Source organism: Actinomadura formosensis (assembly GCF_050948385.1).
GTDB classification, from domain to species: Bacteria; Actinomycetota; Actinomycetes; order Streptosporangiales; family Streptosporangiaceae; genus Spirillospora; species Spirillospora formosensis.
In genome coordinates, this window is the sequence record NZ_CP192011.1 from 6,454,334 (window position 1) to 6,469,807 (window position 15,474).

Annotated in this window: 15 protein-coding genes; 7 read left to right on the forward strand and 8 right to left on the reverse strand. The window is 71.7% G+C overall.

Annotated features, from left to right (window positions below; genetic code table 11):
• Positions 1–4 precede the first annotated feature (4 nt).
• A complete protein-coding gene (locus ACQP1N_RS30360) occupies positions 5–1,321 on the forward strand; it encodes an aspartate aminotransferase family protein (protein ID WP_067800114.1) in 1,317 nt (438 codons plus the stop codon).
• Between the two features lie 127 nt (positions 1,322–1,448).
• Here the strand turns inward: ACQP1N_RS30360 and rfbH are convergent, their stop codons facing one another.
• Together rfbH and ACQP1N_RS30370 are read right to left on the reverse strand one after the other, a co-directional pair.
• Entirely contained in the window at positions 1,449–2,753 is a 1,305-nt protein-coding gene (rfbH, locus tag ACQP1N_RS30365; protein ID WP_067800112.1) for a lipopolysaccharide biosynthesis protein RfbH, read from the reverse strand.
• Positions 2,750–3,742 carry a Gfo/Idh/MocA family protein gene (locus ACQP1N_RS30370; RefSeq protein WP_433227778.1) on the reverse strand — a complete coding sequence of 331 codons (993 nt, stop codon included), beginning with the start codon at positions 3,740–3,742 and terminating at the stop codon, positions 2,750–2,752. The genes rfbH and ACQP1N_RS30370 overlap by 4 nt, the downstream gene beginning before the upstream one ends.
• A gap of 283 nt (positions 3,743–4,025) precedes the next feature.
• On the opposite strand from ACQP1N_RS30370, the gene ACQP1N_RS30375 reads away from it, so the two are divergent.
• The 4 genes from ACQP1N_RS30375 to ACQP1N_RS30390 all read left to right on the forward strand — a co-directional run bounded on the left by ACQP1N_RS30375 (position 4,026) and on the right by ACQP1N_RS30390 (position 7,380).
• On the forward strand, positions 4,026–4,466 hold the full coding sequence (locus tag ACQP1N_RS30375; protein ID WP_433227779.1) for a type II 3-dehydroquinate dehydratase: 441 nt from the start codon (positions 4,026–4,028) through the stop codon (positions 4,464–4,466).
• A 1-nt stretch (position 4,467) separates the two neighbouring features.
• Entirely contained in the window at positions 4,468–5,841 is a 1,374-nt protein-coding gene (locus ACQP1N_RS30380; protein ID WP_433227780.1) for an NDP-hexose 2,3-dehydratase family protein, read from the forward strand.
• An 82-nt stretch (positions 5,842–5,923) separates the two neighbouring features.
• Positions 5,924–7,189, forward strand: coding sequence for a cytochrome P450 (locus tag ACQP1N_RS30385; RefSeq protein ID WP_433227781.1), 1,266 nt, complete (start codon positions 5,924–5,926; stop codon positions 7,187–7,189).
• On the forward strand, positions 7,186–7,380 hold the full coding sequence (locus ACQP1N_RS30390; RefSeq protein ID WP_207394119.1) for a ferredoxin: 195 nt from the start codon (positions 7,186–7,188) through the stop codon (positions 7,378–7,380). The genes ACQP1N_RS30385 and ACQP1N_RS30390 overlap by 4 nt, the downstream gene beginning before the upstream one ends.
• Positions 7,381–7,495: 115 nt before the next feature.
• Here the strand turns inward: ACQP1N_RS30390 and ACQP1N_RS30395 are convergent, their stop codons facing one another.
• From ACQP1N_RS30395 to ACQP1N_RS30410, 4 genes are all read right to left on the reverse strand, one after another.
• Positions 7,496–7,942 carry a nuclear transport factor 2 family protein gene (locus ACQP1N_RS30395; protein ID WP_067800102.1) on the reverse strand — a complete coding sequence of 149 codons (447 nt, stop codon included), beginning with the start codon at positions 7,940–7,942 and terminating at the stop codon, positions 7,496–7,498.
• Between the two features lie 65 nt (positions 7,943–8,007).
• Positions 8,008–8,892, reverse strand: coding sequence for a transketolase family protein (locus tag ACQP1N_RS30400; protein ID WP_433232868.1), 885 nt, complete (start codon positions 8,890–8,892; stop codon positions 8,008–8,010).
• 23 nt (positions 8,893–8,915) lie between these two features.
• Positions 8,916–9,605, reverse strand: a complete 690-nt coding sequence (locus ACQP1N_RS30405; protein ID WP_067800096.1) for a thiamine pyrophosphate-dependent enzyme — start codon at positions 9,603–9,605, stop codon at positions 8,916–8,918.
• 86 nt (positions 9,606–9,691) lie between these two features.
• Entirely contained in the window at positions 9,692–10,516 is an 825-nt protein-coding gene (locus ACQP1N_RS30410; protein WP_067800132.1) for an SAM-dependent methyltransferase, read from the reverse strand.
• A 282-nt stretch (positions 10,517–10,798) separates the two neighbouring features.
• On the opposite strand from ACQP1N_RS30410, the gene ACQP1N_RS30415 reads away from it, so the two are divergent.
• Both ACQP1N_RS30415 and ACQP1N_RS30420 read left to right on the forward strand, forming a co-directional pair.
• The gene (locus ACQP1N_RS30415) at positions 10,799–12,052 is read left to right on the forward strand and encodes a cytochrome P450 family protein (RefSeq protein WP_067800093.1); all 1,254 of its coding nucleotides are present in this window, start codon (positions 10,799–10,801) and stop codon (positions 12,050–12,052) included.
• 113 nt (positions 12,053–12,165) lie between these two features.
• On the forward strand, positions 12,166–13,374 hold the full coding sequence (locus tag ACQP1N_RS30420) for a cytochrome P450 (RefSeq protein ID WP_067800090.1): 1,209 nt from the start codon (positions 12,166–12,168) through the stop codon (positions 13,372–13,374).
• 168 nt (positions 13,375–13,542) lie between these two features.
• On the opposite strand, the gene ACQP1N_RS30425 is transcribed toward ACQP1N_RS30420, so the two are convergent.
• A complete protein-coding gene (locus tag ACQP1N_RS30425) occupies positions 13,543–14,136 on the reverse strand; it encodes a dTDP-4-dehydrorhamnose 3,5-epimerase family protein (RefSeq protein ID WP_306303170.1) in 594 nt (197 codons plus the stop codon).
• Positions 14,137–14,189: 53 nt separating this feature from the next.
• The gene (locus ACQP1N_RS30430) at positions 14,190–15,395 is read right to left on the reverse strand and encodes a phthiocerol/phthiodiolone dimycocerosyl transferase family protein (RefSeq protein ID WP_433227782.1); all 1,206 of its coding nucleotides are present in this window, start codon (positions 15,393–15,395) and stop codon (positions 14,190–14,192) included.
• Positions 15,396–15,474: the final 79 nt, after the last annotated feature.

Consider the following 15,474-nt stretch of genomic DNA (forward strand, 5'->3'; position numbering starts at 1 on the left):
CATCGTGACCAAGATTGAGGCTGCGGGGACGTCGCACCTGCTGGCCGCGCGGTTGCAGATTCCACCGGTCCCCTACAGCCATGCCAGCGGATCCTGGGTGTACTCCTCCGACGGGCGGCGCTATCTCGACGCGTCCAGCGGGATCATCAACGTGAACATCGGCCACGCCCATCCCGTGGTGGTCGAGGCGCTGAGGGACCAGGCGGGGATCTGCACGTACGCCAGCGCCGGATCGCTGGCGGCCACCCACATGGAGCAGCTGGCCTCCGCCACGGCGAGGGCCGTGCACAGGCCGGACGACCGGGTCATGTTCACCCCCACCGGCACGTCGGCCGTGGAGGCCGCCATCACGCTGGCGCGGCTGGCGCAGCGGTCCCGGGGCGAGATGGGCCGCCACAAGGTGCTGACGGCGTCGCTCGGCTACCACGGCAACAGCGCGTTCGTGCTCGCGCTGTCCGGCCACCGCTCCCGGCGTCCGCACGAGGACGACGGCTTCGGCATCGGCCCCGCCTTCGACCCGCCCTACCCCGGCCAGCATCTCGGCTGCCCCTTCCCCGCCTGCCGGCCCGAATGCGCGCAGGTCGTGCGCGAGGCCATCGTCGAAGCCGGTCCGGAGAGCGTCGCCGCGGTGCTGGTGGAGACCGTCAACGGCACGACCGGAGGCGGCTACGTGCCGCCGGCCGGATATCTGCGGGCGGTCCGCGAGATCTGCGACGAGTACGGCGTCTACGTCATCCACGACGAGGTGCTCACCGGGCTGGGCCGCACCGGGCTCCCGCTGGGCTCGCACCACACGCCGGGCGCGGAAGCGCACATCGTGACGCTCGCGAAGGGGCTCGGCGCGGGGTACCTCCCCCTCGCCGCCACGGTGATCGCGCCGGACCTGGCCGAGGACATCCTGTCGAGCGGCAGATGGCTGCCCCTCATGGGGACGATGTCGGCGACCCCGCTGCAGGCGCGGGTCGGGCTCGCGGTGCTGTCGGTGCTGGACGAGTTCGGTGCCCTCGACCGCGGCGAGGTGCGCGGCGCGGCCGTGGGCCGGCTCGTGGCGGAGTCGGCCCGGGAGCTGCCGGCGGTCCGGGATGTGCGCGGCATCGGCTACTTCTACGGCATCGAGCTGGCCCCCGGCACCATCCGCGACGCCCTGGAGATCACCAGGAGCAACGGCCTGCTGCTGTACCCGTTCGTCGGCTGGCATCCCGACGGCAGCGGTGAGGGGCTGCTGGTGGCGCCGCCGCTGAACGCCACGGACACCGAACTGGACTTTCTCGGCGAGGCGCTGCGCGCGTCGCTGGTCCGGCTCGGCGAGCACGTGAACTGACCGGGCCAGGGGTGCCCGCCGCGGCCGTAGGCCCGGTGCCTGCGGAACCGGGCCGGCGACCGTGCTCCACTCGGTGCCGCTCCCGTGAGGTCCGAAGTCCCGCTCGGATGGTTCGCGCGGGCGGCCGTCAGCTCCCGGCCGCCCGCACGTACTCCTGGATGGACTCGATCACGTAGTCGATCATCGGCGTGGTCAGCCCCGGGTACACCCCCACCCAGAAGGTCCGCTCGGTGATCAGGTCGGAGTTGGTCAGCTCGCCGGACACGCGGAACGGCCGGTCCTCGTACGCGGGGTGCCGGGTGAGGTTGCCGGCGAAGAGCCGCCGGGTGCCGATCCGGCGTGACCCGAGGAAGCTCTCCAGCCCGGCCCGGGTGAACGAGGCGTCCGGCAGCACCGTGATGATGAAGCCGAACCAGCTCGGGTCGGAGTCCGGCGTCGGGTCGGGCGGCAGCAGGCCGGGCACGTCCGCGAGGCCGTCGCGCAGCCGCCGCCAGTTGCGGCGCCGGGCGGCGCCGAAGTCCTCCAGCTTGGCCAGCTGGGTGAGCCCGAGCGCGGCCTGCACGTCGGTCGCCTTCAGGTTGTACCCCACGTGCGAGAAGATGTACTTGTGGTCGTAGCCGTACGGCAGCGTTCCCATCTGCTGCTCGAACCGCTTGCGGCAGGTGTTGTCCTCGCCCGGCTCGCACCAGCAGTCCCGGCCCCAGTCGCGCAGCTGCTCCACGATCCGGGCGAGCGCCAGGTTGGACGTCAGCACACAGCCGCCCTCGCCGGTGGTGAGGTGGTGTGCCGGGTAGAAGCTGACCGTGGAAAGGTCACCGAACGTCCCCGTCAGCCGTCCACGGTAGGTGGAGCCGACCGCGTCGCAGTTGTCCTCGATCAGGAACAGTTCGTGCCGGTCGGCGATCTCGGCGATCTCGGCCACGGCGTACGGGTTGCCCAGGGTGTGCGCAACCATGATCGCCTTCGTGCGCGGGCCGATGGCGGCCTCGATACGCTCCGGCGTCGGGTTGTAGGTGCCCAGTTCGACGTCGACGAACACCGGCACGAGTCCGTTCTGGATGATCGGGTTCACCGTGGTCGGCCACCCCGCCGCCACGGTGACCACCTCGTCGCCGGGGACCAGCCGGCGGTCCTCCAGCGTCGGCGAGGTCAGCGCGGACAGCGCGAGCAGGTTCGCCGACGAGCCGGAGTTGGTCATGTGCGCCTTGCGCAGCCCCAGCGTGCGCGCGAACTCGCGCTCGAACCTCCGTGCGCTGACGCCGGAGGCGATCCGCATGTCCAGGGCCGCCTCGACCAGGGCGACGCGGTCCTCCTCGTCCAGTGTGGCCCCGGAGACCTGCACCGGCGTGGTCCCGGGCACGAACTCCCCAGGCGCGTTCTCCCGATGGTATTTGCGCACGAGTTCCAGGAGAAACGCCTTACTCTCCGTCATACCCGCGACCTCCTCGCGTGTTCCCGGATCTCGTCGATCAGCATCGCCTGGCGCAGCATCGCCCGGACGTCCGGGCCGGCGCCCGTCCGGATCGCGGCGGCGAACGCGGCGACGGTCCTGGCGCACTGGTCCTCGGCGGGCAGCGTCATGCGGTCGACCCGGCCCTGCCGCGCCACGGTGATCTCCGTCGCCAGGCCGGCGGGCGGGGTGAACGCCCGGTCGACGCTGAGCCGTCCGCCGCTGCCGTGTACGTGGTAGTCGTTGACGTAGTGGTGGTCCATGCCGAACGTGAGCTGCGCGGTGACGCCGTCGGAGCGGTACAGCAGCGCGGAACCGCCGATGTCGACGCCGTGCCGCGGGTCGGTCGTCAGATGCGCGCCCGCCACCTCGAGTTCCTCTCCCAGCAGCAGTTGCGCCGCCCGGACCGGGTAGGCGCCGTTGTCCAGCAGCGCGCCGCCGCCCAGGCCCGCCGACAGCCGGATGTCACCGGCCGGCCGGGCGGGAATGGTGAACGTGCTGTGAAAGCCCCTGATCCGCCCCGCCTCCCCGTCGGCCAGCAGCCGCCGGACCCGGTCGTGGCGGGAGTGGTGGAGGAACATGAAGTTCTCCATCAGCACCAGCCTCCCGGCCCTGGCCAGCGCGATCATCTCCGCGGTGTCCTCGGCGGACGTGGTGGCCGGTTTCTCGGTCAGCACGTGCCTGCCGGTTTGGAGCGCCCGCCTGATCCACTCGGCGTGCAGGCCGGGCGGCAGCGGCAGGTAGACGGCCTCGACGTCGGCGCGGTCCAGCAGATTCCGGTAGCCCACGACGGCGTCGCAGCCGAACTCGGCGGCGAACTTCGCCGCCCGTTCCCCGGTCCGGCTGGCCACGGCGACGACCCGCAGGTTCCGGTCCGCCAGGAAGGCCGGCAGCATCCGGCGGCGGGCGATGTCCGCGCAGCCGAGGACGCCGATGCCGATCGTGCCGTTCGTCGCGGCGTGTGCGGGCACATCGCCCCTTCCGTGTCGAGAAAGGTGATCTTGCCTCTTGGCACTTTAGGGAAGGGGCACCCGGCCGGGCATCCCTCGACCTGATAGGACTTCGCGTCCCTGTCCCCGTACGCGCCCGGCCCGCCCGGAGCTATCAGGTCGAGGGATACCGGCCCGGTCACGCCTCTTCTAGCCTGCGAACGGATCACGCGGATCGCTGCCCGCCGGACGGCGGTCGCGCACGCCGCGGCGCCGGGCGGCGAGACGACGGCGGCAGGCCCCGCGCCGGACTGAGAGGTGCCCTTTGAGTGTCGTGCTGTTGCTGAACGGTCCCAACCTGGGTGCGCTGGGTCGCCGCGAGCCGGAGATCTATGGCACCGGCACGCTCGCCGACATCGAGAAGGCGGTCGCCGAGGAGGTCGGCGCCCGGGGCTGGGAGGTCGTCTCGATCCAGCGGGACGGGGAGGGCGAGCTGGTCGGCGCGGTCCACGAGCATCGCGACACCACGGCCGGCGCCATCGTCAACCCCGGCGCGCTGATGATCGCCGGCTGGAGCCTGCGGGACGCGCTGGCGAGCTACGAACCGCCGTGGATCGAGGTGCATCTCAGCAACGTCTGGGCCCGCGAACGGTTCCGCCACGAATCGGTGATCGCCCCGCTGGCGTCCGGCGCCGTGGTCGGCCTGGGCGCGTACGGGTACCGGCTGGCGGCCCGGGCGTTGCTGCACCTGTGCCCGGACGCCTGACGTGGCCGACGGCGACGACGCGGTCATGTCCATGGCGGACTTCCACACCTGGTTCGACGCGCGGGCGCGCGCGCACAGCTTCCAGGTGGAGCGGATCCCGTTCGCCGACCTGACCGGGTGGGACTTCGAACCGGACACGGGCAACCTCGTCCACGAGAGCGGGCGGTTCTTCTCGGTCGAGGGCCTGCGGGTGCGGACCGACCGGGCGTGGGCGGCCCGGTGGACCCAGCCGATCATCGTGCAACCGGAGATCGGCATGCTCGGCATCCTGGTCAAACGGTTCGACGGCGTCCCGCACTGCCTGATGCAGGCCAAGATGGAACCGGGCAACATCAACGGCCTCCAGCTCTCCCCGACCGTGCAGGCCACCCGGAGCAACTACACCAAGGTCCACGGCGGCGCCGGTACCAAGTACCTGGAGTACTTCCGGCCGGGCTCGCGCGGCCGGGTGCTGTTCGACGGGTTGCAGTCCGAGCAGGGGACGTGGTTCCTGCACAAGCGCAACCGCAACATCGTCGTCGAGACCGAGGACGACGTACCGCTCGACGACAACTTCTGCTGGCTGACGCTGGACCAGCTCCACCGCCTGCTGCGCCTGGACCACATGGTGAACATGGACTCCAGGACCGTCCTGGCGTGCATCCCGCATGGGCCGGCGGGGCCGGGCGGGCGGGACGCCGCTGACGGCTCGTTCGCCGAGGCGGTCCGCAGCTCGCTGTCGGGACACGGCAGGGCCGTCCACGACCTGGGCGAGGTCCTCGGCCGGCTCACCGAGGTACGCGCCCGGCGGGAGCTGGTGCAGCGCCTGGTGCCGCTCCGGGACGTCACCGAGGGCGGCTGGCGGCTCGGTGCCGAGGCCATCGACCACCGGGACGGCAAGTACTTCGACATCGTCGCGGTGGACGTACGCGCGACCAACCGCGAGGTCACCGCGTGGCCCCAGCCCCTGCTGGCCCCCAAACGGCCCGGGCTGGTCGCGTTGCTGGTCAGGCGGATCGGCGGCACGCTGCACGCGCTGGTCCAGGCCCGCAGCGACGCGGGCATGCTCAACGTCGCCGAGTTGACCGCCACCGTGCACTGCCAGCCGGACAACTACGCCGACGCCCCGCCCGAACACCGTCCGGCCTACCTGGACCACGTGCTCGCCGCGCCACCGGACCGGGTCCGGCTGGACGTCATGTACTCCGAGGAGGGCGGCCGCTTCCACCACGCGCAGAACCGCTACCTGGTCATCGAGGTCGAGGACGACGCCGCCGCCGAGCCCGACGACCGGTACCTGTGGACCACGCTCAACCAGCTCACCTCGCTGCTGCGGCACAGCAACTACCTGACCGTCGAGCTCCGCAGCCTCATGGCCGGCCTGCGCGGCCTGTGACCGCGGCCGTCCGCATTCCCGGCGGCCGGAAGGCCGCGCCGCCCAGAAGGCCCACGACAGTGAGATGAAGGAGTCCTCCGCCGTGACGACCAAGCCGACCGAGAAGCCGCCCGCCGGGGGCGTGCTCGGTTCACCGATCCCCCGAGAACTCATCAAGCGCGCCGACCCGTTCACGCTGCCGCCCGCCCTGGCGGCGATGGCCGAGCGGTCCCCGGTCACCAGGTCGACGCTGCCCACCGGCGACCCGTTCTGGCTGTTGTCCGGGCACCGGGAGTGCCGCGCGGTGCTGGCGGACCCGCGGTTCTCCTCCGACCGGTTCCGCTACCACCCCAGGTTCAAGAACCTGTCCGAGGAGGAGCGGGAGCAGTTCCGGAACGCGCGGGCGCAGGCCGGGTCGTTCATCAACATGGACCCGCCGGAGCACACCCGCTACCGCAGGCTGCTCGCCGGGCATTTCACCGTCCGCCGGATCAACCGGCTCGGCGAACGGATCGAACAGATCGTCACCGAGCGGCTCGACGCCATGCTGGCCCGGGGTGACACCGCCGACCTCATGGCCGAGTTCGCGTTCCCGGTGCCCTCGCTGGTGATCTGCGAGCTGCTCGGGGTGCCGTACGAGGACCGGGCCGAGTTCCGGCGGCGCGCGACGACCCTGCTGCAGGCGAACCTGCCGGTCAAGGACGCGATGGAGAACGCCGAGGCCCAGCGCGCGTTCATGCAGCGGCTGGTCGCCGGCAGGCGGGAGGACCCCGCCGACGACCTGATCTCCGGCCTGATCCACCATGCCGGGGCCGACCCCGCGCTGACCGACGACGAACTGGTCAACATCGCCAACCTGCTGCTGCTCGCGGGCTACGAGACCACCGCGGGCATGCTGGGGCTGGGCGCCCTCGTGCTGCTGCAGCGCCCCGACCAGCTCGCCGCGCTGCGCGAGGACCCGTCCCGCATGGGCGACGCCGTCGAGGAACTGCTGCGCTACCTGTCCATCGTGCACATCGGGCTCTTCCGGTTCCCCACCGTGGACGTGGAGGTCGGCGGCGAGCACATCCCGGCCGGCTCGACCGTGGTGCTCTCCGTGGTGGCCGCCAACCGGGACGAGAAGCACTGGCCGGACCCGGACGTGCTGGACGTGACCCGCCCCCGCGGCCCGCATCTGGCCTTCGGCCACGGCGTGCACCAGTGCCTGGGCCAGCAGCTGGCCCGGGTCGAGATGAAGATCGCCTTCACCGAGCTGCTGCGCCGCCTGCCCGGCCTCCGCCTCGCCGTGCCGCCCGAGGAGGTCCCCCTGCGCGACGAGATGCTGCACTACGGCGTCGACGCGCTGCCGGTCGCCTGGGAGGCGTCGTGAAACTTCACGCCGACCGGAAGACCTGCATCGGCGCGGGGCTGTGCGTGCTGCGCCTGCCCGACGTGTTCGACCAGAACGAGGACGACGGCACCGTGATGCTCCTGCGGACCCGGCCCGACCCCGACCAGGAGGCCACCGTGCTCAACGCGGTCAAGGCATGCCCGACCGGCGCGTTGCGGGTCGACCCCTGAAGCTCCCCGTGCTGATCGGCTCGGCCGACTGAGCGGCCCGAACAACGGCACCGCCGCGCGGACGTCCGCGCGGCGGTGCCGTTCTGGATAACAATCGGGGGGCGGCCCGCGGCTCCTACGCCGGAGCGGCCTGAGGCTGCTTGTGACTCGCCCACACGAGGTCGCCGTCGATGCTCGACACGCGCCACCCCTCCGGGGAACGGACCGCCTCGTAACGGAGGCACGAACTGATCGTGAGCTTGGGCTCCGGGGCGATCGCCCCCTCCGGCGCGGCGTCGTCACTGAGGATCACGACCACGTTCGCCCGTATGCCGGCGCGGTCGCCGTCGACGTCGATGAGGACGCTGTGGACGAGATGCTGGGACCGTTCGCCGGGCGAGTGCGCGGCCGCCGCGTTGGCGATCACCGCGTCCCGTCCCGCCACGGGCGCGCCGCCGGGGTCCTTGGCGGTGACCCCCTCGGCGAGCACCGACCGCAGGTCCGCGAACCTGCCGTCGTCCATGAGGGCGCAGAACCGGTAGATCAGCTGGGTGAGTTCCACGCGGTCGTCGGTCAGGCTCATCAATGCTCCCTGTACGGCTTGGCTGTACGGCTGTGAGGTCACTTCGTCCGGGTCGCCGGGAGGGGCTACCGGAGGAAGCCGGTGATCGACTCGGCAAGGCTCGCGGGGTCCAGCCCGTGCAGCCGGTCGTGGTCGGCGGCCGTGCCGTAGGCGCGCACCTCCCGGTCCCGCCGCACCCCGTGCGAGCGCAGCCGGTGCGGGACGTCGGCGAGCGCCTCGGCCACCTCGTGCGCCGAGGTCCCGGCCAGGTACGGCTCGACCAGCACCACGTTCGGCGCCGCGGAGTCCACCGCGTGGCGCAGGCCGGAGCGGTCGAACGGCCGGATCGTGGAGGCGTACAGCACCGTCACGTCCATGCCGGCGGTGGCTTCGAGCACCTGCCGCAGCGTCGGGCCGATCGCGACCACCACGCCGGCGGCGCCCTCGCGCAGCACGGTGAACTCGTCCGAGAGCGGCACCGCCTCGCTGTGGACCTGGTCGGACAGCCGCAGGTAGACCCGCCCGTCGCCGGACAGCGCGTCCTTCAGCAGCGCCTCGACCTCGTCCTCGTGCCCCGGCACGTGCACGGTCCAGCCCGGCAGCGTGTCGAGCAGCGCCACGTCGCCGGGGGCCTGGTGGGTCCGGCCCCGCGCCAGGTCGTCGTAGGAGCCGCCGATGCTGACCAGGACCGCGCCGACGTCCTGGTGCCCGAGGCTGATCTTGATCTGCTCGAACGGCCGCTCGACCAGGAACGGCGTGTAGGTGTGCACCACCGGCCGGAACCCGGTCAGTGCCAGGCCGCCGGCCATGCTCACCATCGCCTGCTCGCGGATCCCGACGTTGATGACCCGGTCCGGGTACCGTTCCCGTGCCTCGTCGAAGGACCACGAGGAGATGTCCGCGGTCAGCATGACCACCCTCGGGTCGGTGGCCAGCGACTCGATCACGGTGTCGATGAAGACGGTCCGCATCAGTTTCCTGTCCGCCTGGGTCGTCATCCCGCGACCCCTTCCTTCGCGCGGACGTTCGCCACCACGGCCTGGGGCCGCCCGTCGGGTTCCAGGGTCAGCGCCTTGTACAGCTCGTCGTGGTCGTGACCGTCCACCGTGGTCGCCCGCCACCCCTCCACCTCGAAGCGCCGGCCGATGCCGCCCGGCCAGCCGAGGCTGGCCGACCTGTTGTCGATCACGATCGCGGTGAGGCGGTCGAGCCCGAGGCGCCCGGCGATCTCGATCGCCTCGTTGTTGCTGCCCTCGTCGAGCTCGCCGTCGCCGATCAGCACCACCACCCGGGCGGTGCGCCCGCCGGCGCGCAGCCCGAGCGCGGTCCCCACGCCGAGCGGCAGCCCGTGGCCGAGGGAGCCGCTGCTGATCTCCACGCCGGGCACCAGCACGCGGTCCGGGTGCAGGCCGAGCGGCGAGCCGAGCTGCGTCCAGGTGTCCAGCTCCGCCGGCTCGAAGAAGCCCTTCGCCGCGAGCATCGCGTAGTAGGCCATCGGCCCGTGGCCCTTGGAGAGATAGAACCGGTCCCGGTCGGGATCCTGGATGTTCTCCGGCGAGACGTTCAGCACGCGGTCGTAGAGCACCCAGATCGTGTCCGTCGTGGACACGGCGGCCCAGATGTGCTTCTCGTCTCCGATCATCCTGCGGAAAAGGCCGCGTATCGTCTCTTCTGTCGTCTGCATGGCTCCACCTGCAACGTTTCTGATGGACGGGAAGGCACCGCGGACCCGTCGTCTCCGCTCCGCGGAACTCCGCTACGGCAAACGGGTCAGGCGGGCTTTCGGGCGGTCAGCAGGACGTATCCCACCATCGGCGCGTCGCTGAGCTGGCGGAAGTTCGAGAGCGTGCGCTCGAACTGCCGCGCCCCGATGTACTGCTCGGCCCGGTCCCGCACCGCCGCGAAGATCTCCGCGGACTTGCTCCACGACGGGCGGGTGTGGTCGCTGACGTCCTCGGCGGTCTCGGGCACGAGGCCGGCCTCCCGGATGCGGGACAGGTACTCGTCGAGATCGACGATCTTCAGCACGCCCTCGCGGACCAGGTCGACCCGGGCGGCGGCGTCGGCCCCGCTCCCGTGGTCGCTCCGGAGCAGGAAGTCGCCGATCGCCAGCCGCCCCCCGGGCCGCAGGACCCGGGCCGCCTGACGGATCACATGCCACCTGTCCGGCATGTGGTGCAGGGACTCCAGCGCCCAGACGATGTCGAAGGACTCGTCCGGGAACGGCAGGGCCATCGCGTCGGCGTACTGGAAGGACAGCCGGTCGGCCAGGCCGGCGGCCGCGGCGCGGTCGCCGGCCCGCTCCACCTGCCGCTTGCTGATCGAGACCCCCACCCCGGTGATCTCATGCGTCCTGCCCAGCCTGATGACCGGCTCGCCGACGCCGCAGCCGATGTCGAGCAGGCGATCACCCGGCTCGATGGCCAGCATTCCGGCCAGCTCGCCGGTCAGCCGGTTCGTGGCCTCGTCGAGCGACGCGCCGTCGGACGCGTCGTCCCAGTAGCCGTGGTGCAGATTGTCGCCCCAGAGCTGGTCGAGCAGATCCGCGAAATCGTCGTATCCCTGCCCGATCTCGGTCGGCGTCGGCTTTGTCACCAGCACCCCTCAAGGTTCGCTACTTTCCGGCGGTTTCCTGACGTGATCGACCACACGCAGGCTAAGGCGGGTGCGACCGGCCGGGTATCCCTCGCATTGATAGCCGTGCGGGCGGGGCCGGCGGCCTGCCCGGACGCGGGCGCCGGGTTCTATCAGGTTGGGGGATGTCCGGCCGTCCTCGCCTTCTTATCGTTCCGAATCGGGACTTCCGCGCGCCCGCCCATATCGGCGGACCGCACGTAATTCCCGCGGCGCACGCTTTCCACACGGAAGGAAATCGCTATGACCGCCACCACCGAGAATCAGGCCGACCCGGTCGACCTGTTCTCACCAGAAGTGGTCGCCGATCCGTTCGGCGCGCACGCCAGGGTGCGCGAGGCACCGACGTTGCAGATCGGCGGATTCATGGGCGGGCCGCCGATGTACCTGGCCGCCCGGTACGAGGACGTGCGCCAAGTCCTCACCGACCGGCGGTTCCTCACCAACCCGCTGGACGACTCGCCCGCCGAGGACATCCGGAACGGGGTGTTCAAGTACCTGGACGTCCCCGAGGACCTGATCCCCTGGCTGAAGAACCTCATCAACGCCTCCGACGGCGCCGACCACGCCCGGCTGCGCAAGCTGGTCTCCTACGCGCTCACCGCGCACCGGGTGGGCAAGTTCCGGCCCAGGGTCGAGGAGCTCACCGCGAACCTGCTCGACGAACTGGCCGAGATGGGCGGGGACGGCACGCCGATCGACCTGGTCCAGACGTTCTGCTACCCGCTGCCGGTCACCGTGATCTGCGAGCTGGTCGGCGTCGACGAGGCCGACCGCCCGTACTGGCGGGAGTGGAGCGACGCGATGGCCACGCTCGACGGCGAGCGGCTCCCGGGCAGCGTGCGCAAGACCCTCCAGGTCGCCCGGGACATGATCGAGCGCCGGCGGGCCGAGCCGAAGGACGACCTGGTCACCGCGCTCGTGCAGGCGCAGACGCAGGACCCGGGCCGGGTCTCCGACGACGAGCTGGTCGGGATCCTGTTCAGCCTGGTGACCGCCGGGCACCAGACGACGACGTACCTGATCGGGAACTCGGTGCTCGCCCTGCTGGAGCACCCGGACCAGCTCGACCGGCTGAAGGCCGACCCGTCGCTGTGGCCGCAGGCGGTCCGCGAACTGCAGCGCCTGGGACCGATCCAGTTCGGGCAGCCGCGGTTCGCCACCGAGGACATCGAGGTGGGCGGAGTGATGATTCCGCGGGGGATGCCCGTGGTGCCGCTGATCATGGCCGCGAACACCGACCCGCGCAAGTTCCCGGAGCCGGACAAGCTGATCGTCGACCGGCTGGCCGTGGGCAGCGAGAGCCACCTCGGGTTCGGCAAGGGCATCCACCGCTGCCTCGGGCAGCACGTCGCCTACCTTGAGGCGGAGGTGGCGCTGCGCGGGCTGTTCACCCGGTTCCCGAACCTGCACCTCACGGTGCCCCGCGAAGAGGTCCCGTGGATCCTGCGGCCCGGGTTCACCCGGACCAAGGACCTCCCGGTGCGGCTCGTCTGAGCCCGGGAATCCACGACACACCGACAGAGGCCGCGTCCGGCCGGCTCCCGTCCACCGCGGCGGACGGGAGCCGGTCCCGGTGGCCCGGCTCGTTGCCCAGGGAGTGCTTCCACATGACCGAAACCGTTCCCTTCCCGCAGGACCGCACCTGCCCCTACCAGCCGGCGCCGGGCTACCGGCCGTTGGCCGAGCGGCGCCCGATCTCCCAGATCACGCTCTACGACGGCCGGAGGGCCTGGGCCGTCACCGGCCATGAGCTGACCCGCCGGCTCCTGACCGACCCCCGCATCTCCAGCGACCGCACCGACCCCGGCTGGCCCATGGTCTCCGCGGCCGCGGCCGTCGAGTTCAACGACGTCCAGCAGAAGGTCGTCAAACTGCTCACCGCGCTGGTGGGCGTCGACGGCCCGAAGCACCGCGCCCGGCGCAAGCTGGCGCAGGCGGGCTTCACGGTGCGGCGGATCGACTCCCTGCGCCCGAAGATCCAGGAGATCGTCGACCAGCGGCTGGACGCCATGCTGGAGCACGGCGCCCCCGCGGACCTGGCCGCCATGTTCGCCTCGCCCGTGCCCCTGATGGCGTTGTGCGAGACGCTGGGCATCCCGCACGAGGACCAGGAGTACTTCGAGCGGAAGGCGCACCAGATCCTGTTCGGCCCGGACGCCGCGGCGGCCTACGACGAGCTGATGGCCTACCTGGGCAAGCTGATCGAGAAGGCCAGGCGGCACCCGGGCGAGGGGTTCCTCGAAGCCCTCCTCGCCGAGCGCGGCGACAGCACCGAGGTGGACCACGAGGAAATCCTCCAGATGTTCCTGATCGTGCTGGTGACCGGGCACGACACCACCTCCAGCTCGATCGCGCTGGGCGCCTACACCCTGCTCCAGCACCCCGAACGGCTCGCCGAGCTGCGCGCCGACCCGTCGCTGTGGCCCGCCGCCGTGGACGAGCTGACGCGGCTGGTGGCCGTTCCCGACGGGCTCCAGCGCGTGGCCGCCGAGGACATCGAGGTGGACGAGGAGACCACCATCCACGAGGGCGACGGCGTGTTCTTCCTGTTCTCCCTCATCAACCGCGACAAGGACGCCTACGAGCGGCCGGACTCCCTGGACTGGCACCGCCCCGCGTTCCGCGACCACCTGACGTACGGGTTCGGCCCGCACCAGTGCGTGGGGATGAACCTGGCGCGCGTCATCATGGAGATCGCCTTCCGCACGCTGTTCGAACGGCTGCCCGGCCTGCGCCTGGCGGTTCCCGCGAAGGAGGTTCCGGTCAAGCCCGGAGAGGCATTCCAGGGGCTGGTCGAACTACCTGTCACCTGGTAGCCGGCCCACTTTGTGATCACGGCGGGGCCCCGGACGCGCGCCGTGGCGCCGCGGCGGACATGGACCGATCGAAACGACCGGCACCGCGCCGGCCCGCATTCCGCCGGCGCACCCGCGGACGGCCCGGCCGGCGCCGCCGGCGACCAGCGGCGGCCGGGGCCCGCGGCCCTATTCCGCTCCGGCGCAGTCCTCGTAGCGCGGCAGCAGGCCCGCCGCGAGTGCTTCGGCGAGAGTCGGGGCCGCCTGGTCGCGGGGGGACAGGATCGGGGCGACGTCCCGGGGCCAGGGCAGGGCCAGCTCCGGGTCCAGCGGGTGGACGGCCATTTCCAGCTCGGCGACGTAGCTGCTGCTGACCATGTAGACCATCACGGTGTCGTCCTCCAGCGCCACGAAGCCGTGGGAGACACCCAGCGGGAAGTACACGGCCTGGAAGGACCCGCCCCCGAGTTCGACGAAGTCCCACTTACCGAAGGTCGGGGAGCCGACCCGGGTGTCGAGAACGACGTCCAGCGCGCGTCCGCCGGCGCAGTACACGTACTTGCTCTGCCCGGGAGGCGTCCGGGTGAAGTGCAGGCCCCGGATCGTCCCCCGCGCCGACCGGCTGTAGCTGCTCTGGGCGGTGGAGAACGGTCGCCCCACCGCCGCGACGAACGCCGGTTCCTGGTAAGGCGCGACGAACAGGCCCCGCGGGTCGGGGTGGACGTCAGGGGTGAACTCGAAAGTGCCGGCGACCGCCAGCTCACGCACCTGCACGCCGCTCACCCCTCCCCGGGTTCCGGCGGGTCCGCTCGACGGGGGAACGCGAACACCGGCGATCACGGCCGCCGCGTCAGGTGGCTCAGCTGTTCGCGCAGGCGCTCGATGCGTTCCGGCAGCTCCAGATCCCCCGCGGGCCAGGCCAGGTCGATACCGATGCGTCCGCCGAAGGTGCTCACCACGTAGCCGCCCATGGCCGAGGACTCCCTGATCCGGGAGGCGGAGTGCAGGTCGGTCAGCCGCAGGCCGGCCGGCGTGCGCATGGGGGGCGCCTGCCCCCAGTTCATCACGCTGACCACGGCGGGACCCCGGCTCGGCTCCCACGGCCTGGCGTCCCGTGCCGGCCCGCTGACCAGGTCCAGGAGGCTGCGCTGGATGGAGCCGTCCGCCAGTCCGGCCCGCAACCGTTCACCGATGGCCCGGCCGATCGCGACGGGCTCGGGTTTGGTCCCGGCGGCGACCGTGAACCCGACGCCGCCGAGCACGTTCGTGCCCTCGGTGGCGCCGACCCTCGGGGTGAGGCGGTCGCGCAGGTTCACCGTGAACCTCAGCAGCAGTTCGGTCAGCGGCAGGTCGCGGACCTCGGCCTCGACGACGAGCAGGGCGCCCGACAGCAGGCCGTTGATCGTCACGTGTTCGCGGTGGCCGAGTTCCACGAGCGCCGTCGTCCCGGCCTCCGTCAGGCGGTGCCGGACCACGTGCCGGACGACCGCCGGGGGCGGTTCGGGCATCGGCCCCGAGGGGGCCGCTCCGGTGGAGGCGTCCGCGTGGATGCCGCGCTCGGCCAGCAGATCCTCAAGCGACCTGGGGAACGGGTGGCGCGGCGGGTCCACGGGCATGCCGTGTACGGCGTCGGTGTAGCAGGACCACAGCGTCGCGAGCATCTCAAGGGAGTGGCGGGCGTCGGCGATGCTGTGATGGGTCAGCAGGCACACGCTCGCGTCGTCGCCGTCGCGGACGACGCTGAGCGCGCTCAGCGCGCGGCCCTGGTCCAGCTCCACGCCGGTCAACGGGTGTTCGAGGTCCCCCTCGCGGACCCGGACCTGCGGCCGGGCGGCGGACTCGACGAAGACGGGTCCGGCGTCGCCGGTCTCCAGCCGGGCCGCGAGCTGGGGATAGGCGCGGCACACCGCCGCGTAGGCCGTCTCCAGGGCGTCCGGATCCAGCCGGCCGGTGGCGCGCACCGTGTACCCGATGTAAGCCTCTCTCCCGGCGTGGGGTTTCTCGGTGGGTGCCAGCGCACGCCAAAATCCAGCTCGTGTCACGAATTGCTCCCCACGCAATCAATTTTCCCCAATTCTGCCCATGCGGGGCGCCGGTGCCATCACCAGATCGGGTAGTTGC